Source organism: Actinomycetospora aurantiaca, from assembly GCF_037401875.1.
In the GTDB taxonomy this organism is placed as follows: Bacteria; Actinomycetota; Actinomycetes; order Mycobacteriales; family Pseudonocardiaceae; genus Actinomycetospora; species Actinomycetospora aurantiaca.
In genome coordinates this window covers 1-21,219 of sequence record NZ_JBBEGN010000002.1, presented here as the reverse complement: position 1 = coordinate 21,219, position 21,219 = coordinate 1, and the positions used below count along the sequence as shown (strand labels likewise).

Genomic DNA, 21,219 nt, shown 5'->3' with positions numbered 1-21,219 from the left:
GCCGGAGGCGCCGACTCCACCGACCGCCGGGTCGTGCTCAGCCGACGGGCGTGTCGGCGACCTCCCCGAGACGGGACAGCACCGCCGGGAGCGGCCCCGGGTGGACGACGTCGAGCGACCGGGTGGCGCGGGTCAGGGCGACGTAGAGGTCGTTCAGCCCCCGCGGGGAGCCGTCGATCATGCCCTCCGGGTCGACGAGCACGACGGCGTCGAACTCGAGGCCCTTCGCGTCGGACACCGAGGACACCACCACGGCCACCTCGAGGTCCGAGCCCCCGCGCTCGTCCGCCTCGCCCTCGGCCAGCAGGCCGTCGGCGGTCAACCGGTCCCGGAGCGCGTCCACCCGCCCCTCCGGGGCGAGCACCGCGACGCGCCCGTTGCCCTCGGCGTCGACGACCTCGTCCATCGCCGTCCGCGTGGTGGTGGCCACCTGGTGGGCGAGGGCCTCGGCGTCGTCGGCCGGCACCCGCGCCGCCCGCGGCGGCACCCCGGAGTCGCGGACGGACTCCGGCGGGGCCTGCCCCGGGTCGATCGCCGCCAGGACACCGGCCGCGACCTCGGCGATCTCGGCCGGGGTGCGGTAGTTGACCGTCAGCGCCTCCCGCCGCCACCGGGCGGCCACGTAGGGCGAGAGCACCGCGTGCCAGGAGGAGGCGCCGTCCCGGGCCCCGGTCTGCGCGACGTCGCCGACGAGCGTCATCGACCGGCTCGGACACCGGCGCATCAGCACCCGCCACGCCATCGGCGACAGCTCCTGCGCCTCGTCGACGATGACGTGCCCGAAGGTCCACGTGCGGTCCTCGGCGGCGCGCTCGGCCGCGCTGGCGTACGACGTCTCGCGGCTGCGGTCGGCGAGCACGGACGCGTCCACGACGTCGGTGGGCCGGAGCAGCTCCGGGTCCCAGTCCTCCTCCATCGCGAGGATCTCCAGCACCCCCGCCGCGTAGGCCTCGTCGGCCTCCCGCTTGCGCTCCGCGCGCTCGCGCTCGGCGGTGTCGTCCTCGCCGAGCAGCTCGGCGGCCTCGTCGAGCAGCACCGCGTCCGCCGGGGTCCACCACCCCGCGTCCAGCGGGTGCGCCGGCGCGGACTCCCGGCGTAGCAGCGCGCGGTCGGCGTCCGACCAGCCCCGCGTGGCGGCGGTGATGCGCTTCGGGTCGGTGTACAGGTCGGCGAGCAGCTGCGGCGGCGTCAGGGTCGGCCAGAGGGCGTCCAGGGCGGCCATGAGGTCGGCGTCGTCGCGCATCGCCTGGCGGATGTCCGCGAGGTCGCCGCGGTCGAGCAGGCGGCGATCGGAGTCCGGCACCTCGGGGTGCGAGCCCTGCGCGCTGATCCGGTCGCGCTCGCGGCGCGCCAGCAGGTCGACCGCCTCGCGGACGAAGGTGCGCTTCGCGTCGTTGTGCGGGCGCCGGGTGCGGCGCGCCCGCGTGCGGGCCTGGGCGACGAGGTCGCGGTCGATCTCCACCGGCTCCCCGTCGACGACGAGCCGGACCGGGCGCCGCGGCAGCTCCTGGCGGTCCCGGACGGCGGCCGCGAGCACCTTGGCCATGTCCAGGTCGCCCTTGCGCGCGGCCCGCTCGGGCGTCTCGTGGCCGCGGGCGGCGAGGCCGGGGTAGAGCTCGCCGACGGTCTGCAGCAGGACCGACGTCTCGCCGAGGGAGGGCAGGACCTGCTCGATGTAGCGCAGGAACGTCGGGTTCGGGCCCACCACCAGGACGCCGCGCTTCGCGAGCTGCCGGCGGTGCGTGTAGAGCAGGTAGGCGGCGCGGTGCAGGGCGACCGCCGTCTTCCCGGTGCCCGGCCCGCCCTCGACGACGAGGACGCCGTTGACCCCGGAGCGGATGATGCGGTCCTGCTCGGACTGGATCGTCGCAACGATGTCGCCCATCCGGCCGGTCCGCCCGGCGCCGAGGGCGGCGAGCAGGGTCGCCTCCCCGGTCAGGCCCTGGCGCTGATGGCCCCGCGACGCCGCCGCGGCCGCCTCGGCGAGGTCGAGGATCTCGTCGTCGACGGCGAGCACCCGTCGGCTGCGGGTCCGCAGGTGGCGACGACGGCGGATGCCGTCCGGGTTCGCGGCCGTCGCGGTGTAGTACGGCCGGGCCACCGGGGCGCGCCAGTCGATCAGCAGCGGCTCGTAGTCGTGGTCCTCGTCGAGCAGCCCCAGCCGCCCGATGTAGACCGTCTCCTGGTCGAACCCGGGCGTCTCCGGATCGGCGTCGCCGGTCAACGCCTCCGGCTCGACGTCGAGCCGCCCGAAGCACAGCCCCTCCTCCACCGCGGAGAGCGTCGCGAGCTGCTCGGAGTACATCGCCGCCGCGGCGTCGCGCTCGGAGACCGCCTGCGGGGTGCCGGTGGTCTCGTCGCGCAGCACGCGGGCGAGCAGCGCCGCGGTCTCCGTGCGGCGCGCGTCCAGACGCCCGTAGAGCATCGAGACGTACGGCTGTTCCGCGGCGACCGGGTCCGGGGCGGGCTCGGCCTCCGGCGCGGCGGGGGACGCGGGGTGGGACAAGGACGACCTTCGTTCACGCTCGGGCGTTCGGCGATGACGGACCATCGAGGATAGCCCTCGCCGGTGACCGGCCGGTCCGGCCGCGGTCAGGCCCCGGGCACCTCGTGCCGGTGCACCCCGGCCTCGTCGGCGACCCGGCCGACGCGCCCCTGCGCGGCGAGGACCTCGAGGTGGGCGTCGGTCTCGAGGATCGCGAGCACCTGGTGGAACGGCTCCAGGTCGACCAGCTTGGACTCCCGGCGGGTCCACGTGATCGCCCCGGCGACCTCCGCCGCCGTCGAGGTCCCGTCCTCCACCGCCCGCTCGATCGTGTCCAGCCGCGCCGCGTGGTGGTCCAGCAGCTCGTCGACCCGGGCGTGCACGCTGGGCGCGACCGGCCCGTGCGCCGGCAGCAGGCGGCGGTCCGGTCGCTCGCGCAGGCGGGCCAGCGAGGTCAGGAACCGCTGCAGGGACCCGGGGCGCGGCGCCGGCTCGAACCCGATCGAGGGCGTGATGTGGGGCAGCACGTGGTCCCCGGCGAAGAGCACCTCGTCGGCCTCGAACACCAGGTGCCCGCGGGTGTGCCCGGGGGTCTCCAGCGCGGTGAGGACCGTGTTCCCGACCGCGATCTCCTCGGCGTCGACGATCCAGTGGTCCGGTGCCGCGTAGTCCGCGTACTCCTCCTCGGCGGTGCCCGCCGGGCCGCCGGCGACCAGGTCGGCCAACGCCACTGCCCCCGCGCTGCGCAACCCGGCGACCTGGGCCGCGAACGGCCCGGGGCGGCTCTCCATGGCCGCCATCGAGTCCTGCTCGCCGGCGCCGAGCGACACCGGCACGCCCAGCTCGCGGCGCAGGGCGACGGCCTGGGTGTAGTGGTCCCGGTGCATGTGCGTGACGAGGAAGCGCCGGATGTCGCCGAACCCGGCGCCGCGGCCCGCGAGCGCCGCGGCCAGCAGGTCGCGCGACCGGCTCAGCGTCCACCCGCCGTCGACGAGGGTCAGGCCCGGTCCGTCGTCGAGCACGTAGACGTTGACCGCGCGGAGGGCGTCCGAGGGCAGGGGCAGCGGCACCCGCAGCACGCCCGGGGCGACGGGTTCGGGCTCCGGACGACTCCAGGCGTGGCGGTCGGGGGTGGTCATCGGCTCAGGATGCCGCGCCCGCTCCCTCGCGCTCGCCGGACGGGGCAACGTCACTTCCGCGCCGGGCGTGCGCCGTCGCGTCGGCGGCCTCCTCGGCCTTCCGGGTGGCGGCGGCGCCGAAGAAGTCGCCGCCCTTCGGGGCCGCGGCGTCGGTGCCCCAGCGCCGGCGGCGGTCGGTCGGCACCATGCGCGGGATGTGCTTGCGGCAGTGGATGTAGGCCTCCTCGACCTCGACCACCACCCACAGCTCCGCCCGGCGACCCGGGGAAGGGTCCGCGGGCAGGTCGGGGTGCTCCGCGCGCAGGTCCGCGTCCTCGACCACCCGGGCGGTGCCGTTGACGTGCAGGCCGATGAGGTCCTCCACGAAGTCGACCATCAGGAGCCCTACGTGCGGGTTCTCCCCGATGTTGCCCAGGCTCGCCATCACGCCGTTGCCGCGGTACTCCGGGTAGGCCAGGTGACGGTCGTCGAGGACCTCGACGAAGCCCTCGGGCCCGGCGCGCAGGGAGTTGTCGCACTCGCCGTGGCCGTCGGAGGTCGCGACGAACATCATGCTCATCCGCTGGACGAACTCGACCATCGTCGGGAGCAGGCGGTCGCGGACCTGGTCGCCGTAGAAGCGCTCGGCCCGCGTCACCGTGCCGAGGCGTTCCTGCAGCCGGTGCTCGCCCCGCGAACCGGGCAGCAGGTCACGCGGGTCGAAGGCAGCGTCGGTCATGGTCCTCGTCTCGCGTCGGGGTCGCGTGTCGGGGGTCGGGGAGCGCCTCCGCAGCGATGGTACGGACGCCGACGATCGGCTCCGAACTGGGTGAGCGCGGTCCCGGAGGCCGTTCGGAGCAACTTGAGAGTGACGTCTGTCACGTTGCCGCCGGACAGCCGCCCGTGACCTGCGCGTCCCGCGGTCGAGACCGGCCCGTGAGCAGCGAGAACGTGACCGTTTCGTGATGGTGCCCCCTGCGCGCCCGCCCGCGCCCGACCGGTGCGCCGGTCCCGGGTTCCCTACGGTGGGTCCCGGCGGGCTCCCCCGGGGTGCCCTCCCCGGTCTCGACGCGCCTGCCTGTCCCGGCGAGCCCGGCCCCCCGAACCCGTGCGGGACAGGTGGACGCACCGCGACGGCGCGGTACCGGTTCGCTCCCCCTCGACCGGGTCCGCAGCGCCACGACCGAGGACATCGACGCATGGCTCGACACCGCTCCGGGTCCGACGCGACCCCGCGCACGGGGTCGTGGCCCGCCGCCCTGGACGCCCCGCCGACCGGCCCGCGTCCCGTCGGCGGGCGACACCGTCACGACCCGGCCACCACCCCGCTCGACCTCGCCGCGATCGCCCGGGCCGCGGCCACCGCCCGGGAGGACACCGGTGACCGCCGGGCCACCCAGGTGACCCCCGTGCCCTCGGTGTCGCAGGCAGGGTCGTCCCCGGCTCCTTCCGACCAGCCCGCCGGCGCGCCGTCCACCACCGCCGTGCCGGCTCCCGCCGCCCGCCCCTCCGGCCACCGCGTGACGCGGCCGCGGGCGCTCACCACCACCCGCGCGGCCGGGGCGCTCGCCCTGTTCGGCGCGCTCGCCGGCGCGAGCGTGGCCGCCGCCAGCACCGGCCCGGCCTTCCTCGCCGACCCGCCCGCGGACACCGGCGAGCTGCAGCGCCCGGACACCCTCGCGGTCGCCCCCGCCGGTCTCTCCGAGGCCGTCCCGCAGGTCACGCCGCACACCAGCGCCCCGGCCCCGAGCACGACCCCGGCGCCCACCACGACCAGCGAGCGGCCCGCACCGGCCGACGACGGGCGGACGCTGTGGTCGGCGGACTTCCGCAACGCGGGCATGTCGAACTTCAAGTCCACCCCGTGGAACAACCAGGGCGCGAAGTCCCCGACCCTCGCGGGCGGGCTGCTGAACTTCCTCATGCCCGGGGGCGGCAAGCGCTCGGAGGTCGAGCCCGACTTCAAGAGCCTCCGGGAGGGCGACGAGTACTACTTCGGCTTCTCGGTGCGCCTCGCCCCGGACTTCCCTGCGGACACCTCCGACTGGCAGGTGATCACGCAGTTCAAGAACGACGGCACCGGCACCCCGCCGCTCGAGCTCAAGGTCCAGGACGGCAAGTTCCTGATCGACGGCGACGGCGGGTCGTTCAGCCAGGTCGTCGGCGACGCCCGCCCCGGGCAGTGGACGCACCTGGTGCTCAAGGTGAAGTTCTCGTCCTCCGACGGGCGCGTGAGCGCCTGGCAGGACGGCGTCCAGCGCCTGACCGACTACGCCCCGCCGTCGGGCACCAAGTACGCGGGCAAGAACAGCTACGTGAAGACCGGCATCTACCGCGACAGCTCCATCGGCCAGGCCGGGAAGCTCTCGTTCGGCAGCTGGGCGATCGGCACCAGCCTGGGCTCGGTGAGCAAGGACCTGCCCGCGGGCCTCGACTGACGCCGCCCGACGACGACGGGCCCGGCCACCTCGCGAGGTGACCGGGCCCGTCGTCGTGAACGGTCTAGCCGAGGGCGCTGACGAGCGCCTCCTTCTGGCGGGCGCCGAGCCCCGCCACCCGGCGGTCCTCGGGGATGCCGGCCTGCTCGAGGATCGCCGCGGCCTTGGCCGGGCCGTAGCCGGGCAGGGCCCGCACGAGCTGCGACACCTTGGTCTTGCCGGCGATCGGGTCCTCCTTGCCGCGCTCGAGCACGGCAGGGATCGTCTCGTCGCCGCTCTTGATGCCCGCCAGCAGGGCCGAACGGGCCTGACGAGCCTCACGCGACTTGGCCTGGGCGGCCTCGCGCTGCTCGGGGGTCAACGTCGGGAGTGCCATGGGAGTCTCCCTCTCTCCTCACCTGCACAGGTCGTGGGTCGGTGCGACCGGCCTCGACACACCATGTCGCACCGCGTGTCGGCACGTGTCGCCGGGGGCAGGTGGTCGCCCCGACGACTCCGACGGTTGCGGGACCGTACACGGCACCTCGAAGCCACCACGGGCTGACCTGCTGATATCGCTCAGCGTGACATTAACTAGGCCGAACGAGTGGCAATTTGCCGATCTGCTTGGCGAATAGTTCCACGAAGAGTGACGGTAGTCCCGTGCCCGGCGCCGCCGGGCCAGCACCGGAACCCGGAGGAACCGCCATGACCCAGCACGCCGACCCCCGCGCCGAGACCACCGCCGCCCCGATGATCGACGGCTCCGTCGACGCCGAGACGACCACCCCGGCGGGCGGCACACCCCTGGCCCAGCCCTCCGGGTGGCCCCCGCCGGGCGCCGTGCCGCAGCAGCAGGGCTACGCGGCCCCGCTGCCGACCGCGGCGATGCCGGCCGGGCTCGCCGGGCCGGCCGGGCCCCTCGCCCCGGCCCCGCAGCCCCCGCTGAACACGCTGTCCTGGCTGTCCGTCGTCGCCGCCTTCGTCGTGTCGCCGGTCGCGATCGTGCTCGGCGCGATCTCGCGCCGGCAGATCGCCCGGACCGGCGAGCGCGGCAAGGGCCTCGCGACCACCGGCCTCGCCCTCGGCATCGTGTTCACGCTGATGGGCATCGTCTCGACGATCATGGTGCTCTCGATGGTCACGACGGTGACCTACACCGCCGACCCCGCTCCGGTCGCCGCGGCGCCGGTGGCGGCCGCACCGGCGGTGCCCTCGGTCGCCTCCCCGGCCCCCGCGGCGGGCGGCACCGGGACGACCACCGGGACCACCGGGAGCGAGGCCGCCGGGCGGGCCCAGCTGGTCACCGGGTGGCTCGACGTGGCCGCTGCCGACGCGACGCTGAGCGAGAACCTGGACGCCCACACCGGCGACCTGGACGCCATCAAGGCCGACGTCGCCACCTACCGGGACGAGCTGCAGCGCTTCCGCGACACCGCCGCCTCGGTCCAGCTCTCCCCCGAGCTGCGCTCGCAGGTCGACAGCCGGATGCTGCCGGCGATCGACCAGGTGCTGACCGACCTGAACACCATCGTCAGCTCCTCGAGCTCCAGCAAGGTGCAGGCCGCCGCGTCGGCGCTGAGCGACGACGCCACCGCCATGGCGAACGAGGTCACGGCCGTCATCGGCGGCTGACCCGGGGGGGGGGGTATCCGGCCCGGTGCCGGGAGCGTCAGGCTCCCGGCACCGGGCCGGTGTCACGTCCGGACCGGGTGGGCGGCGCGGTGCACGATCGCCGGCGGCAGGTTGCGCCAGACGGTCGCGGTCGTGGACATCTCGCCGAAGAGCTCGCGCAGCTCCCGCTCCAGGGCCCGCGCCGGCGCGGCCCAGCGGGTGAAGGTGTAGCCGAACTGCACGAACACGCCGCCGCGGGCGAGCGTCGCGGCGACCACCGGGAGCAGCGAATCGTCCCGGCCGGGGCGCGTCGCGGACCAGCCGAGGCCGCTGACGACCACGTCCACCCCGCCGGTCGAGGGCAGCCCGCGGACCGCGAGCAGGGTCGGCAGCTCGGCCACGTCGGCCGGCACGACCTCGACCGACGGCAGGCGCTCGGCGAGCCGATGGGCCAGCGCCGGGTTCAGCTCGACCGCGAGGTGGCGGCCCCGACCGGCGAGGCGGCGGGCGAGCTCGACGGTGAAGGCCCCCGACCCCGCGCCGAGCTCCACGACCAGGGGACCGTCACCGGCCCGCGCAGGCCCGAGCGCCGCGTCCGCCACGGCGCGGGCGAGCGCCGTGGAGCTCGGCCACACGGACGCGGTGGCGACGGGCGCCCGCACGAACTGGGCCGCGAACCGGGCGTCGTCGCGCCAGTCACGGGTGGGGAGCTCGACCTCCCGTCCCGAGCCGGAGGACTCAGGCGGCACGGGTCACCTCCGAGCGCCGGACCGGCGAGGCGGCCGCGGCAGGGACGGCCGGCGGGGCCGGCGCGTGGACGGCGGGCAGGGGACGGGCGTCGAGGTCGGGCGTCGGCAGGGCCGCGGTGACCGCGGCGGCCGCGCGCCGGGCGCACCGGCGCCGCTCCGGCTCCGTCCGCGGGGCGTCGGCGACCGGGGTCCAGGAGGGCAGCACGCGCACCGTGAGCACCGTCCGGGGCGCGGCGGCGACGCGGATCAGCGAGGACATCAGGTCGTCGTCGCCGACGAAGGCCGCGGACGCGTCCGGGGTGCCGTCGGCGGCCGCGTAGGCGAGAGCGACCGGGACCACGGGTGCCCCGGCGTCCACCGCGGCCTGGAAGGCGGCGGGGCGGAAGCGCCCGAGGTCGCGGCCGCAGCGGGTGGTGCCCTCGGCGAACACGCCGACCGTGGAATCGGTGCGCAGCGCACCGGCGACGGCGGCGACCGCGTCCGGGAGCGCGCGCAGCCGGTCACGGTCCAGGAACACCGTGCCCGCCCGCGCGGCCATGGGGCCGATCAGCGGCCAGTCGCGCACCTCGGTCTTGGCGAGCATCCGCACCGGTGCGACCCGGTTGAGCGCGAGCACGTCCAGCCACGAGACGTGGTTCGCGACGACGAGCGAGCCCGGCGCCGGGCGCGGTCCGGTCACGACCACCCGCACCCCGGCCGCGGCGAGCAGCCGGCCGCACCACAGGGCCTGGGCCCGGCCGAGGCGGGCCGGGCCGAGCAGCGGGGCGAGGGCCGCGACCGGGACCCCGGCGAGCAGGACGACCGCGAGGGCGCTCAGCCGGGCCACGGTGCGGACCCGGCGGCGCAGCCGCACCCACCCGTCGTCGGGAGCGGGGGTGGGCAGGCAGGTCGGGGTGCAGGGCGAGGTCGGGAACCAGCCGGAGACACCGTCGGTCATGCGTCCTCCCCGAGCAGGTGGCGCCGCCAGCGCGGGTCGATGGCGGTGTGGTCGAGCAGCAGGGGCAGGTCCGCCACGCCGAAGTCCGGGTCGAGCGCGGGGGCCCCGCAGATCTCGGCGCCGAGGCGCAGGTAGCCGCGCAGCAGCGGCGGGGTCTGCGCCCGGGCCGCACGGCGCCCGTCGTCGGGACCGATCGGGGCCGGACGGTGCGGGATCACACGGCGCTCGTCGGGGGAGTAGTGCTTCTCCCGCACCAGCGACCACACCGCGCCGGGCAGCTCGCCGTCGGCGGTCAGGGGGACGCTCGCGCAGCCGATCAGCCAGCGGTGCCCGGAGAGGACGAGATAGCGCCACATCCCGGCCCAGACCAGGGACAGCACCGTGCCGGTGCGGTGGTCCGGGTGCACGCAGGAGCGGCCGACCTCGACCAGGCGCGGGCGCAGGCCGACGAGGCGACGCAGGTCGAACTCGGTGTCGGAGTACAGGCCGCCCGCCTCGGCGGCGCCCTCGGGGGTGAGCATCCGGTAGGTGCCGACGATCCGGCCGTCGGTGTCGTCCCGGACCATGAGGTGGTCGCAGAACGCGTCGAAGCGGTCCTCGTCGCGCCCCTCGTCCGCCGCCGGGCCGGGCGCGAGCCGGGCGCCCTGCTCGACCGCGAAGACGTCGTGGCGCAGGCGCTGCGCCGCGCGGACGTGGTCGGACTCGCGGGACACGAGCAGGCTGTAGCGCTCGGAGGCTCCGGGGTCCCCGGGGCGGGACACGTCCGTCCCGACGGGGGCCGGGCCGGCCGGGGCGGCCGGGGCGGCCGCCGTCGTGAGCAGGACCTCGGTGCTGGTCATGCCGCGGTGTCTACGGTGCCAGTGCGCCGTTCGGCCGACCCACGCGTGACGACTCGGTGTGTTCCGCGTGAATCGTCGGCGGTGAGCTGCGAGTAGTGCTCGAGGAGTTCCTCGCAGACCGCGGGCCAGGTCCGGCCGGTCGTGGAGGCGCGGGCCGCGAGCCCCATCCGGCGGCGGGTCGCGGGGTCGTCGCGCCAGGCGCGCACGCGGTCGCGGATGTCGGCGCCCGCCGCGTCCGCCTCGGCGGTGGTGTCGAACAGCCAGCCGGTGGCCCCCGGGTCGACGAGGTCCCGCACCCCGCCGGCGTCCGGGGCGATCACCGGCAGGCCGCTGGCCTTGGCCTCCTGCACCGTCTGGCAGAAGGTCTCGAACGGGCCCGTGTGCACGAAGGCGTCCAGGGCCGCGTAGGCGGTGGCGAGGTCGGAGCCGCCACGGAAGCCGAGGAAGGCCGCGTCGGGCAGCAGCTCGGCGAGCCGCCCGCGGGCCGGCCCGTCCCCGACCACCACGGTCCGGACGCCGGGCAGGCCGGACAGGGCGGCCAGCCGCTCGACCTGCTTCTCGTGGGCGAGCCGGCCGGCGTAGCCGACCAGCATCTCCCCGCGCGGCGCGAGCTCGCGGCGCAGTGCGGCGGCGGCCGCCCCGCCGTCGGGTTGTTCGGCGGCCGGGCGGAAGCGGACGGTGTCGACGCCCCGCCCCCAGCGGTGCACGCGCGGGATGCCGTGCTCGCGCAGCGCGTCGACCGCCCAGGCCGACGGCGCGAGGGTGCGGTCGGCGCGGCTGTGCAGGCGCCGGGTCCAGCGCCACGCGGCCCGCGCGGTGAGGCCGACGCCGTACGACGCGGCGAAGCCCGCCACGTCGGTCTGGTAGACGGCCACCGTGGGGACCCGGAGCCGGCGGGCCGCGGTGATCGCGCGGGCTCCCAGGACGAACGGCGAGGCCAGGTGGACGACGTCGGGGCGGAACTCCTCGAGGGTCGCCCGCACCGCGGGGGTGGGGACCCCGACCGGCAGGGAGTCGACCAGGGCCAGGTCGAGCGCGGGCACCCGGATGACCGGGGTGCCCTCGACCTCGTCCGGGCCGGCTCCCGGGGCGAGGACGAGGCCCTCGTGGCCCCGCCGCCGGAGGTGGGCGATGACCTGCAGGACCGAGTTGGTGACCCCGTTGACCTGAGGCAGGAACGATTCGGTCACGACCGCGACGCGCACGTGATCGACGGTTGCCGCTGTGAGGTCCGGGTGAGCGACGACGACGTGACCTCCCGCCGAACCCTCTCCCAACAGCTTCCGCCGGGACTCGTTGTGACCCAGTCGTGACATGTCACCGAGGGTGCTCACCCCGTACCCGGGACGCGGTCGTGCGGCCCCGCGGTCGGGTCGGGGCCCCCGCGTGGTCACCCAGCGGGGTCGTGGAGCCGGGAGAACGCTGGCCCGACCGTGGCGCCGGTTTGACACCGTCGCGACCACCACCGCCTACTGAACGCCGTCAGCCCAGGTCGGGAGAGGGGGTCGCGTGCTGGAACCGCCGCGTCGCCAGGGACCGGCCGCAACCGTCGCCCCCGTCCCGGCCCCGGTCGGCGGGCTGGCCGAGCGCGCCGCACCCGCCCGCTCGTCGCTGGGCGTGCCCGACGGATCGGTGCCGGGTCAGGCCCGGCCGCCGGCCGACGAGCACGGACGCCGGAGTGGGCCCGCGCCCGAGGAGTTCGAGCGCCCCAGCTCCGCCCGCGTCTACGACTACCTGCTCGGCGGCGCCGCCCACGGCGCGGTCGACCGCCGCCTCGGCGACGAGCTGGCCCGCAGCGGGGACATCGTCGCGCTCGTCCGGGAGAACCGGGCCTTCCTGCGGCGCGCCGTGCGCTTCCTGCTCGCGGCCGGGATCGACCAGTTCCTGGACCTCGGGTCGGGGGTCCCGACCATGGGCAACGTCCACGAGGTCGTCGCCCGGGCCCGCGCCCGGGCGCTGGTGGCGTACACCGACGTCGACTCGATCGCCGCGATGCACGGCCACCAGCTCGTCGCCGCCGTCCCGACCGCGACCTACTCCGCGGTCGACGTCACCGACGTCGACGCCGTGCTCACCGCCCCGGGCGTCGCCGGCCTGCTCGACCTGCGCCGTCCCGTGGGACTGCTCGCCTTCTCGGTGCTGCAGCACGTCCGCGACGACGCGGCCGCCCTGGTCGCCGCCTACCTCGACCGGCTCGCGCCCGGCAGCGCGCTGGCGGTCTCGCACTACACCGCCGACGGACCGCGGGCCTCCGCGGCGGTCGAGCGCCTCACCGCGCAGTACGTGCACAGCACGCCGCGGGCCCGGACCCGCGAGCAGGTGGCGGAGATCGTCGCCGGGGTGGACCTGGTCGACCCCGGGCTCGTCTGGGCCGGCGACTGGCGTCCCGAGGCCGGACGCCCTCCCGGTCCGGGCGACGCACGCGGTCACTGGGCGGCCGTGGGCTTCCGGCGCTGAGAGCCCGTTCGGCCGATTCAGCCGAACGAGGGTTGCTCCGTTCGCCGCCCGGCGCGCCTCACCCGCCACTCACCGCGACAGACCGCACCGTGCCGGTCACACGAGGTGACGGTAAGTCTCGATTCGATTACGGTCCCCGCTGCCGGTCCGCTCCCCACGCACCCCGGCCCGAGTGTCCCCGACTCGACTTGGAGCCGACGTATGTCTGGTCGCCACCGCAAGCCCAGCACGCTGTCCGACACCACCGGCAGCCTCGCCCTCGCCTCGCTCAAGGTCGGCATCGCCGCCGCGACCGTCACCGCCCCGGTGGCGCTGGCCGGCACCGCCATGGCCGCGCCGAGCGCCTCCGCGTCGCCCGAGAGCAACGCGACCTGGGACCGCCTGGCCAAGTGCGAGTCCACCAACAACTGGGACGCGGACACCGGCAACGGCTTCAAGGGCGGCCTGCAGTTCACCGACTCCACGTGGAAGGCCTTCGGCGGCAAGGAGTACGCCTCGTCGGCTGACCAGGCCAGCCGCGAGGAGCAGATCGCCGTGGCGAAGAAGGTGCAGGAGGAGCAGGGCTGGAAGGCCTGGCCGACCTGCACCAAGAAGCTCGGGATGCGCTGAGCGCTCTTGGCATGATGACGACGTGAGCACCCCTGACGTCGTCGTCGTCGGGGCCGGCCTGGCCGGCCTCGTCGCCACCGCCGAGCTGGCCGGCGCCGGGCGCCGGGTGGTCCTGCTCGACCAGGAGCCCGAGGCGTCCCTCGGCGGACAGGCGTGGTGGTCGTTCGGCGGGCTGTTCCTCGTCGACTCCCCCGAGCAGCGCCGGTTGCGCATCCACGACTCGTTCGACCTCGCCTGGTCGGACTGGCAGGGCTCGGCGCAGTTCGACGCGACCGGCGACGAGTGGGGCCGCGCCTGGGCCCGGGCCTACGTCGAGTGGGCCGCCGGCGAGAAACGGTCGTGGTTGCGCGACCAGGGGGTGCGGCTGTTCCCCGTCGTCGGGTGGGCCGAGCGCGGGTCCGGGTCGGCGACCGGCCACGGCAACTCCGTCCCGCGCTTCCACATCACGTGGGGCACCGGGCCGGGCCTGCTGGAGCCGTTCCTGCGCCGCGTGCGGGCCGCGGTCGCGGCCGGGCGGGTCGAGCTGCGGTTCCGGCACCGCGTGGACCGGGTGGTGACGACGGCGGGGGTGGTCACCGGCGTCGCCGGCACGGTGCTGGAGCCGAGCGACGTGGGGCGCGGCCAGTCCAGCTCGCGGACGGCGGCGGGGGACTTCGAGGTCGCGGCGGGCGCGGTCGTCGTCACCAGCGGCGGCATCGGCGGCGACCACGAGGCCGTGCGGAAGTACTGGCCCGAGCGTCTCGGGACCCCGCCCGAGCACATGATCTCCGGGGTGCCGGCCCACGTCGACGGCCGCATGATCTCCCACGCCGAGGCGGCCGGCGCCGCCGTCGTGCACCGCGACCGCATGTGGCACTACACCGAGGGCATCGTCAACCACTCCCCGGTCTGGCCGCTGCACGGCATCCGGATCCTCCCGGGGCCGTCGTCGATGTGGTTCGACGCGACCGGGCAGCGCCTGCCGGCCCCGCTCTTCCCGGGCTCGGACACCCTCGCGACGCTCGCCCACATCCGCCGGACCGGGCACGACCACACGTGGTTCGTCACCACCCAGCGCATCCTGGAGAAGGAGTTCGCGCTCTCCGGCTCCGAGCAGAACCCCGACCTGACCGGCCGCGACGTCCGGCTCACCCTGCAGCGGGGGCGGCCCGGTCCGACCGGGCCGGTCGGCGAGTTCCAGCGCCGCGGCGCCGACTTCGTGGCGGCGGACTCGCTGCCCGAGCTGGTGGACCGGATGAACGCCCTGACGCCGGAGCCGCTGCTGCACCTCTCCGACGTGGAGCGCCAGGTGGTGGCCCGCGACCGCGAGCTGGACAATCCGTACGGCAAGGACGCCCAGCTCGCGGCGATCCGCAACGCCCGCGGCTACCTGGGCGACCGCCTGATCCGGGTCGCACCGCCGCACCGCATCCTCGACCCGGCGGCCGGGCCGCTCGTGGCCGTGAAGCTGCACGTCCTGACCCGCAAGACGCTGGGCGGGCTGCACACGGACCTGTCCGGGCGGGTGCTCGGCGCCGACGGCGCACCGATCCCCGGGCTGTACGCGGCGGGGGAGGCGGCCGGCTTCGGCGGCGGCGGGGTGCACGGCTACAACTCGCTGGAGGGCACCTTCCTCGGCGGCTGCCTGTTCAGCGGGCGCACGGTCGGCCGGGCGCTGTAGGTCGGGGTCAGTTCCGGGCGCAGTCGTAGGTGACCGGCACCTCGGGACCGTGGTCGATCACCTCGAAGTCGTCGACGGTCAGCCCGGCGAACGTGCGGGGCTCGATGCCGAGGTCGGCCCACCTCGCCGTCGAGAACCGGTCGTCGGCGAAGGTCAGCGCGATCTCCCCGCCGTCCGAGAGGTACATCCCGTAGGTCTGCAGCGCCGTGAGCACGACCCGCTGCGGACCGGTGTACGCCGCGGTGTCGACCGTCGGCTTGAGCCGGAGGTGGACGCCGTAGGGCGGGGCGTCCGGGTCCGGGTTCGTCGGGCCGCCGGCGTGCGTGGCGGGCGGGACGTAGACGTCGGCCTTCATCCGGTCGTTGGGCAGGATGAACCGCAGCGCGTGGTCGATGCGGCCGGTGGCGACCTCGTCGGCGGTCGGCGTGAGGGCGGCGATCGGGAAGCCGGCGGCGTCCGCGCTGGTGCACTGCGGCCCGCGGAGGTCGTCGGAGTAGGCGCGGTCGAGGTCCCAGACGAACAGGCCGGTCGCGGTGAGCCCGTCGCCGACCTGCGTGGCCTGGTAGAGCTCGTAGAGCCGCCGGCCGGCGGTGTCGGCCACGAGCAGGTGGCAGTCCTCGGCGGTCGCGTCGCAGGTCAGGTCGGACGACCCCTCGATCACCGCCCCCTCGGGCACCGGCATCTCCGCGGGGACGGGGTCGCAGTCGGGGATGCCGCCGAAGCAGTAGTCGGCGTTCGGCCCCACCGTGAGCCGCCGCGTCGAGCCGTCCGCGGTGAGCACGGGCATCGACGTGTCGATCTGCAGCACGTTCCCGTTCCCCCAGCCGCCGGCGGCCGTCAGCGCGGCGAGGACCGCGGGCGACCGTTCCGAGGCCGGGGCGCCGGACACGTCCGTCGTCCAGGGCTGCGGGCCGGCGAAGAGCCCGCCCGACCGGCTCGGGGCCGGGGCGGGGTCCGGCGCGGGCCGCGCCTGGTCGCGGAACGGGGCGGTCACGCTGCAGGCGCCGGCCAGGAACAGGACGATCGCCACCACCAGGGCACGGACCACGCGAGCACGGTAGGCCGGTCGTCGGGACCGGGGCCGGGAATGCCGTAGTGCGGCGCACGGAATGCCGTAGTGGGGATCGGTCCGGGCCCCGCCCGGGCACACCGGGGACATGGAACGACGAACCCTCGGATCGCAGGGCCTCTCCGTGTCCGCGCTCGGACTCGGGTGCATGGGCATGACGTTCGCGTACGGCGGTCAGGACGACGACGAGTCGCGGGCGACCCTCGAGCGCGCCCTCGAGCTGGGTGTCACCTTCTTCGACACCGCCGACATGTACGGCCCGCACACAGGAGAGCAGCTGCTCGGCAGCGTCCTCGCCCCGCACCGCGACGAGGTGGAGATCGCGACGAAGTTCGGCAACGAGATCGGTCCCGACGGGAAGGGGACCGGCCGGGTGAACGGGCGGCCGGACTACCTGCGGGGGCAGATCGACGGGTCGCTGTCCCGCCTGGGCACCGACCACGTCGACCTCTACTACCAGCACCGGGTCGACCCGTCGGTGCCGATCGAGGAGACCTGGGGTGCGCTCGGCGAGCTCGTCGAGGCGGGCAAGGTGCGCTACCTCGGCATCTCCGAGGCCGCCCCGGAGACGATCCGCCGGGCGCACGCCACCGCGCCGGTCTCGGCCGTGCAGACGGAGTACTCGCTGTTCACCCGCGAGGTCGAGGACGACGGGGTGCTCGACGTCTGCCGCGAGCTCGGCATCGGCTTCGTGCCCTACAGCCCGCTCGGGCGCGGCTTCCTGTCCGGGGACATCCGCTCGACCGACGACCTGCCGCCCGACGACTGGCGCCGGAACGCGCCGCGCTTCTCCGGGGAGGCGCTGACGGCCAACCTGCGGGTGCTGGAGCGGGTGGAGGAGATCGCGTCCGCGAAGGGGGTGCCGACGACGGTGCTCGCGCTGGCCTGGGTGCTCGCCCGGCAGATCCCGTCCGGCGTCGTGCCGATCCCGGGCACGAAGCGGCGCACCTACCTCGAGGAGAACGTGCGCGCCCTGGACGTCACGCTCTCCGCCGAGGACCTCGCTGCCATCGACGAGGCCGCCCCGCTCGGCGTCGCGACCGGCGAGCGCTACCCCGAGGCGGCGATGGGGTCACTGCGGCACTGAGCGGGACCGACCGGGACCGCGCCGCTCAGCGACCCTCCGCGTCGGCCTTCACCGACTCGAGGTTCTTGCGGGCGGAGCGGTGCATCGCCCGCTCCAGGCCCCAGTTCGGCACCGGGACGGTGACCTCCATCGTGGAGGTCATGGTCAGCTCGGTCCCGGTGCCGGACTCCGCCGCCTCGTAGGCGATCGTGCTCTCGCCGATCAGCCGGCCGCCGTCCTTCGTGCACGTCAGCGTCACCGAGGAGTCGGTGTACGCGACGTCGTAGACGGCCGTGGTGCTGAACCCGATGGCGCCGAGGGTGACCTCGATGCGGGACGGGCGACCGGCGTCGTCGTGCGCGACGACCTTGGCCTCCTTCGCCTCGTTGGCCCACCGGTCGGTGTTCTCGAGATCGGCGACGACGTCGATGACCGTCGCCACCGGCGCGGCGATCGCAATGGATTCCTTCACGGGGCCCGCCATGCTCAGGAGATACCCGCGCCGTGCTCCTCCACGCCCGGCGTGTCCAGCGCCATGGCCCCCGACGCCGCCTCGGACGCCGCGTGCGGGCCGGTGAGCGCGATCCCCGCCCGCAGCGCGGAGGCGGCGTCGAGCACCGCGTCGCGGGCGGCGGGGATGAGCCCGGCGAAGCCGGCGTAGCCGTGGACCAGCCCGGGGAAGCGCCGCGCCACGACCGGGACCCCGACCCGCCGCAGCGCCGTCACCAGCTCCTCGCCCTCGTCGCGCAGCGGGTCGAAGCCCGCGGTGGCGACGTAGGCCGGGGGCATGACGTCGAGGTCGTGCGCGTCGAGCAGGGCGGTGGGGCGGATGGGGTCGAGGCCCTCGGGCAGGTAGAGGCCCTCGAACCACTCGACGTCCTGGGTGCGCAGCCCGAACCCGTCGGCGAACAGCTCGCGGGAGCCGCCCGAGCGCCCGGCGTCGGTGACGGGGTAGAGCGCCAGGACGAACTCCGCGGTGGTCTCGCCCCGGCGGGCGAGCTGGTGGGCGGCGGTGAGGGCGAGGTTGGCGCCCGCGGAGTCGCCGCCGACGGCGACCGCGCCCGCGCGGAGATCGGTGCGGTGGTCGAGGACGTACCGGAGGGCGGCCACGGCGTCGGCCAGGCCCGCCGGGAACGGGTGCTCGGGGGCCAGGCGGTACTCCACGGACAGCACGCGGGCGCCGGCCTGCTGGGCGAGCGCCCGGCACAGCGGGTCGCCCGAGACGATGCTGCCGAGGGCGAAGCCGCCGCCGTGGAAGAACACGAGCAGGCCGGCCGTCGAGCCGGAGACGTCCACGGGTTCGTAGAGGCGGGCGTCCAGCGTGCCCGGGGCGTCGCGGGACGGGCCGACCGGCACCGGGATCGTCAGCGACCGGCTGACCACCCCGCGGGTGACCTCGGCGAGGCCGGTGGCGGCCTCGTCGGTGAGTCGTCGCTGGTCGGACAGCGGCGGCTCCTCCCCCGGGTTGGCCGCCAGCGAGATCAGCTTGATGACCATCTGGACGTCGAGATCGAGGACCTGGCCGTCGAGCTCGACGCGGCGCCCGGCGATTGCTCGCTTCACCGGACGCGGGAGCCCGACGAGCCCACGCAGCACGCGACGCAGGATCGGGAACTTCACTCCTGGGAGCCTAGGAGCCCCGGCGACGGCGTCGCCGGGCGGCCCGGCCCGACCACCCGCTGCCACACGGAGACGTCGGACCGTTCGTAGCCGAGGTGGGCGTAGAAGTCCGATGCGTCCGGATTCCCGCCGCGGACCATCAGCTGGACCTTCGGGACGTGCGCGGACAACCACGCCTCGGCCGCCGCCACGAGGGCCCGGCCCGTGCCCTCGCCTCGGGGCGCCGCGGCCAGGTAGTACATCCACCCGCGGTGCCCGTCGTGGCCGACCATGACCGTCCCGAGCAGGCCGTCCCCGCCGTCGGGAACAGCGGCCAGGACGGTGGAGGAGGGCCCGGCCAGGGCCCGGTCCAGGTCGGCGCGCGGGTCGTTCCACGGTCGCGTCAGGGCGGCCTCGTGCCAGAGGGCGATCGCCGCGTCGTGTTCGGCGGGACGGAGATCTCGGATGCGCACGCACCGATGATGGGGTGGTGACGACGTTGCTGGGCGCCCTGACCCGCCTCCGCCCCTGGCGCGACGACGACGCGGAGGCGATCTACCGCGCCTGCCAGGACGACGACGTCCAGCGCTTCACGACGGTGCCCTCCCCCTACCGCCGTGAGGACGCGGACTGGTTCCTGGCCCACCACGTGCACGACGTGGCGGCCGAGGGCGGGGCGTCGTTCTGCGTCGAGGGCCTGTCCGACCCGGGCCGCGTGGCGGGCAGCATGGCGCTGCTCCACGTCCGGGAGGGCGTGGGCGAGATCGGTTACTGGATGGCCCGCGAGGCCCGGGGGCGCGGGTGGGCGGCGGACGCGCTGGCGACGGTGGTGGCCTGGACGTTCGCGGAGCGGGACTGCCGGCGGCTGGAGCTGACGATCGAGCCGGCCAACGCCGCCTCGCTCGCCGTGGCCCGGCGGCCCGGGTTCGTCGCGGACCACGTGGACCCGGCCCGGCAGCTGCGGGACGGCTCGGTCCGGGAGGTGGTGGTGCTGACGCTCGAACGCTGAGCGCTGGGCGGCGGCCTCCGGCCCGAACCGCGGTCGCGCAACCGTGTCGGACGGACACGGTTCGGCCCTGCCCACCCGCGCGAGTGACACACAGAGCAGGTCCAGCGGGCGGGGTTCCTGCCTCGTGTAGCCCTCGCGCCGAAGCGGCCCCGCGGCCGGCGGTCTCCGGTCCGAACCGCGACCGCGCAACCGTGTCGGATGGACACGGTTGGACGACCTCGGTCAGCCCCGCCCACCCGCGCGAGTGCGACACAGGACAGGTCCAGCGGTCGAGGTTCCTGCCTCACGTAGCCCTCGCGCCGGACCGGCCCGCGCGTCGGCGGGCGTCAGACCGCGAGCGTCCCCGACACGCCCACCACCGTGTCGCCGCCGACCCACACCGGTCCGTCGACGTGCTCGATGTGGACCCGTCCCCGCCGACGGAGCGCGGTGCCCTGCGCCGCGACGTACGACGACGGGGCGTGCCCGGCCGGCACCAGCCACTGCGCCAGGCCCGCGTTGAGCGAGCCCGTGACCGGGTCCTCGCCCACGCCCATCGCCGGCACGAAGGCCCGCACCTCGAACGCCACGTCCGACCCGGCCGGGTGCGGGCCCACCACCCCGACCGCGTGACCCAGCTCGTGCTCCGCCAACGCCCGCAGGTCGGGTTCCAGCGCGAGGACGGTCGCGGCGTCCGGCAGCAGCAGCGCCACCCAGCCCGGGCCGTTGTCGACCCACGCCGCGTCGACGACGTCGTCCACCCCCAGCCCCGCCGTCAACGCCTCGAGGTCCGCCTGGTCGACCGGCCCCGACCGCACCAGCGGCGGCGCCGCGAACGACAACCGTGCCCCGGCCCGCACCCGCACCAGCCCGGCGCCGCACTCCTGGACCGGTCCGTCCCCGTCGTCGGGAATCCCGCCGGCCTCCAGCCATGCCCGTGCGGACCCGAGGGTGGGATGCCCGGCGAATGGCAGCTCGCGGCGCGGCGTGAAGATGCGGAGCCGGTAGTCGGCGCCGCGCTGAGTCGGGCGCAGCAGGAACGTCGTCTCGGAGAGGTTCGTCCACGAGGCGATGGCCGCCATCTGACGGTCGGTGAGGTCGTCGGCGTCGTGGACGACCGCCACGGGGTTGCCGGCGAAGAGCTCGTCGGTGAACACGTCGACCTGGGTGAAGCGGTGCACGATCCGACCCTTCCCGACGTCGGGTCGGGGCGGCAGAGCCACCCGCGCCCAGGTGGCAGCGGGTACACCGGAGTCGTGGAGGAGAAGACCTGCGCCACCTGCGGCCGCCGCATCGAGTGGCGCAAGAAGTGGGCCCGCGACTGGGAGAACGTGCGCTACTGCTCCGACGCCTGCCGCCGACACAGGCCGGACGACACCGACCGGTCGCTGGAGACGACGATCGTGGAGCTGCTCGACCAGCGCGCGGCCGGGAAGACGATCTGCCCGTCCGAGGCGGCGAAGCAGGTCGGCGGCGACGACTGGCGTGACCTCATGGAGCCCGCCCGCCGCGCCGCGCGCCGGCTCGTCGACGCCGGGACGATCGAGATCACGCAGCAGGGCCGCGTCGTCGACCCCTCCACCGCGAAGGGACCGATCCGGCTCCGGAGGAC

21 protein-coding genes are annotated in these 21,219 nt (G+C 75.6%); 8 read left to right on the top strand and 13 right to left on the bottom strand.

Annotated elements, in window-relative coordinates; genetic code table 11:
- Positions 1-37 precede the first annotated feature (37 nt).
- The 3 genes from WCD74_RS04630 to WCD74_RS04620 are packed head-to-tail and all read right to left on the bottom strand — an operon-like array spanning position 38 to position 4,342.
- Entirely contained in the window at positions 38-2,551 is a 2,514-nt protein-coding gene (locus WCD74_RS04630) for a HelD family protein (protein ID WP_337693664.1), read from the bottom strand.
- Between the two features lie 41 nt (positions 2,552-2,592).
- Positions 2,593-3,624, bottom strand: a complete 1,032-nt coding sequence (locus WCD74_RS04625) for an MBL fold metallo-hydrolase (RefSeq protein WP_337693663.1) — start codon at positions 3,622-3,624, stop codon at positions 2,593-2,595.
- Positions 3,625-3,628: 4 nt separating this feature from the next.
- Entirely contained in the window at positions 3,629-4,342 is a 714-nt protein-coding gene (locus WCD74_RS04620; RefSeq protein WP_337693662.1) for a pyridoxamine 5'-phosphate oxidase family protein, read from the bottom strand.
- A gap of 460 nt (positions 4,343-4,802) precedes the next feature.
- On the opposite strand from WCD74_RS04620, the gene WCD74_RS04615 reads away from it, so the two are divergent.
- Positions 4,803-6,041, top strand: coding sequence for a heparin lyase I family protein (locus WCD74_RS04615; RefSeq protein WP_337693661.1), 1,239 nt, complete (start codon positions 4,803-4,805; stop codon positions 6,039-6,041).
- A 64-nt stretch (positions 6,042-6,105) separates the two neighbouring features.
- Here WCD74_RS04615 and mihF read toward each other — a convergent pair whose 3' ends face one another.
- The gene (mihF, locus tag WCD74_RS04610; RefSeq protein WP_337693660.1) at positions 6,106-6,417 is read right to left on the bottom strand and encodes an integration host factor, actinobacterial type; all 312 of its coding nucleotides are present in this window, start codon (positions 6,415-6,417) and stop codon (positions 6,106-6,108) included.
- A gap of 311 nt (positions 6,418-6,728) precedes the next feature.
- Between mihF and WCD74_RS04605 the strand changes: the two genes are divergently transcribed.
- Entirely contained in the window at positions 6,729-7,655 is a 927-nt protein-coding gene (locus WCD74_RS04605; RefSeq protein WP_337693659.1) for a DUF4190 domain-containing protein, read from the top strand.
- Positions 7,656-7,717: 62 nt separating this feature from the next.
- Here the strand turns inward: WCD74_RS04605 and WCD74_RS04600 are convergent, their stop codons facing one another.
- Genes WCD74_RS04600 through WCD74_RS04585 form a run of 4 tightly spaced genes read right to left on the bottom strand, consistent with a single transcriptional unit; the run spans position 7,718 to position 11,364 of the window.
- Entirely contained in the window at positions 7,718-8,383 is a 666-nt protein-coding gene (locus WCD74_RS04600) for a class I SAM-dependent methyltransferase (protein ID WP_337693658.1), read from the bottom strand.
- Positions 8,373-9,320 carry a lysophospholipid acyltransferase family protein gene (locus tag WCD74_RS04595; protein WP_337693657.1) on the bottom strand — a complete coding sequence of 316 codons (948 nt, stop codon included), beginning with the start codon at positions 9,318-9,320 and terminating at the stop codon, positions 8,373-8,375. Before WCD74_RS04595 ends, WCD74_RS04600 begins: the two co-directional genes overlap by 11 nt.
- On the bottom strand, positions 9,317-10,159 hold the full coding sequence (locus WCD74_RS04590) for a GNAT family N-acetyltransferase (protein ID WP_337693656.1): 843 nt from the start codon (positions 10,157-10,159) through the stop codon (positions 9,317-9,319). Before WCD74_RS04590 ends, WCD74_RS04595 begins: the two co-directional genes overlap by 4 nt.
- Positions 10,156-11,364, bottom strand: coding sequence for a glycosyltransferase family 4 protein (locus tag WCD74_RS04585; protein WP_337693655.1), 1,209 nt, complete (start codon positions 11,362-11,364; stop codon positions 10,156-10,158). The genes WCD74_RS04590 and WCD74_RS04585 overlap by 4 nt, the downstream gene beginning before the upstream one ends.
- Positions 11,365-11,668: 304 nt before the next feature.
- On the opposite strand from WCD74_RS04585, the gene WCD74_RS04580 reads away from it, so the two are divergent.
- The 3 genes from WCD74_RS04580 (at position 11,669) to WCD74_RS04570 (ending at position 14,885) form a co-directional block, all read left to right on the top strand.
- On the top strand, positions 11,669-12,616 hold the full coding sequence (locus WCD74_RS04580) for an SAM-dependent methyltransferase (protein ID WP_337693654.1): 948 nt from the start codon (positions 11,669-11,671) through the stop codon (positions 12,614-12,616).
- A gap of 201 nt (positions 12,617-12,817) precedes the next feature.
- On the top strand, positions 12,818-13,225 hold the full coding sequence (locus tag WCD74_RS04575; RefSeq protein ID WP_337693653.1) for a transglycosylase family protein: 408 nt from the start codon (positions 12,818-12,820) through the stop codon (positions 13,223-13,225).
- A gap of 22 nt (positions 13,226-13,247) precedes the next feature.
- Entirely contained in the window at positions 13,248-14,885 is a 1,638-nt protein-coding gene (locus tag WCD74_RS04570) for an FAD-binding dehydrogenase (RefSeq protein ID WP_337693652.1), read from the top strand.
- Positions 14,886-14,892: 7 nt separating this feature from the next.
- Here WCD74_RS04570 and WCD74_RS04565 read toward each other — a convergent pair whose 3' ends face one another.
- Entirely contained in the window at positions 14,893-15,933 is a 1,041-nt protein-coding gene (locus WCD74_RS04565) for a hypothetical protein (RefSeq protein WP_337693651.1), read from the bottom strand.
- 109 nt (positions 15,934-16,042) lie between these two features.
- Here WCD74_RS04565 and WCD74_RS04560 point away from each other — a divergent pair, with 109 nt between their 5' ends.
- Complete coding sequence (locus WCD74_RS04560) at positions 16,043-17,041, top strand: aldo/keto reductase (RefSeq protein WP_337693650.1); 999 nt, start codon at positions 16,043-16,045, stop codon at positions 17,039-17,041.
- A 25-nt stretch (positions 17,042-17,066) separates the two neighbouring features.
- Here the strand turns inward: WCD74_RS04560 and WCD74_RS04555 are convergent, their stop codons facing one another.
- Genes WCD74_RS04555 through WCD74_RS04545 form a run of 3 tightly spaced genes read right to left on the bottom strand, consistent with a single transcriptional unit; the run spans position 17,067 to position 19,092 of the window.
- On the bottom strand, positions 17,067-17,492 hold the full coding sequence (locus WCD74_RS04555; RefSeq protein WP_337693649.1) for an SRPBCC family protein: 426 nt from the start codon (positions 17,490-17,492) through the stop codon (positions 17,067-17,069).
- Positions 17,493-17,506: 14 nt separating this feature from the next.
- On the bottom strand, positions 17,507-18,640 hold the full coding sequence (locus tag WCD74_RS04550) for an alpha/beta hydrolase (protein WP_337693648.1): 1,134 nt from the start codon (positions 18,638-18,640) through the stop codon (positions 17,507-17,509).
- Complete coding sequence (locus WCD74_RS04545; protein ID WP_337693647.1) at positions 18,637-19,092, bottom strand: GNAT family acetyltransferase; 456 nt, start codon at positions 19,090-19,092, stop codon at positions 18,637-18,639. The genes WCD74_RS04550 and WCD74_RS04545 overlap by 4 nt, the downstream gene beginning before the upstream one ends.
- 17 nt (positions 19,093-19,109) lie before the next feature.
- Between WCD74_RS04545 and WCD74_RS04540 the strand changes: the two genes are divergently transcribed.
- Complete coding sequence (locus tag WCD74_RS04540) at positions 19,110-19,628, top strand: GNAT family N-acetyltransferase (RefSeq protein WP_337693646.1); 519 nt, start codon at positions 19,110-19,112, stop codon at positions 19,626-19,628.
- A 326-nt stretch (positions 19,629-19,954) separates the two neighbouring features.
- Here WCD74_RS04540 and WCD74_RS04535 read toward each other — a convergent pair whose 3' ends face one another.
- Entirely contained in the window at positions 19,955-20,788 is an 834-nt protein-coding gene (locus WCD74_RS04535) for a PhzF family phenazine biosynthesis protein (RefSeq protein WP_337693645.1), read from the bottom strand.
- A 75-nt stretch (positions 20,789-20,863) separates the two neighbouring features.
- Here WCD74_RS04535 and WCD74_RS04530 point away from each other — a divergent pair.
- On the top strand, positions 20,864-21,219 hold a 356-nt coding region (locus WCD74_RS04530), incomplete at its 3' end, for a DUF3253 domain-containing protein (protein WP_337693644.1).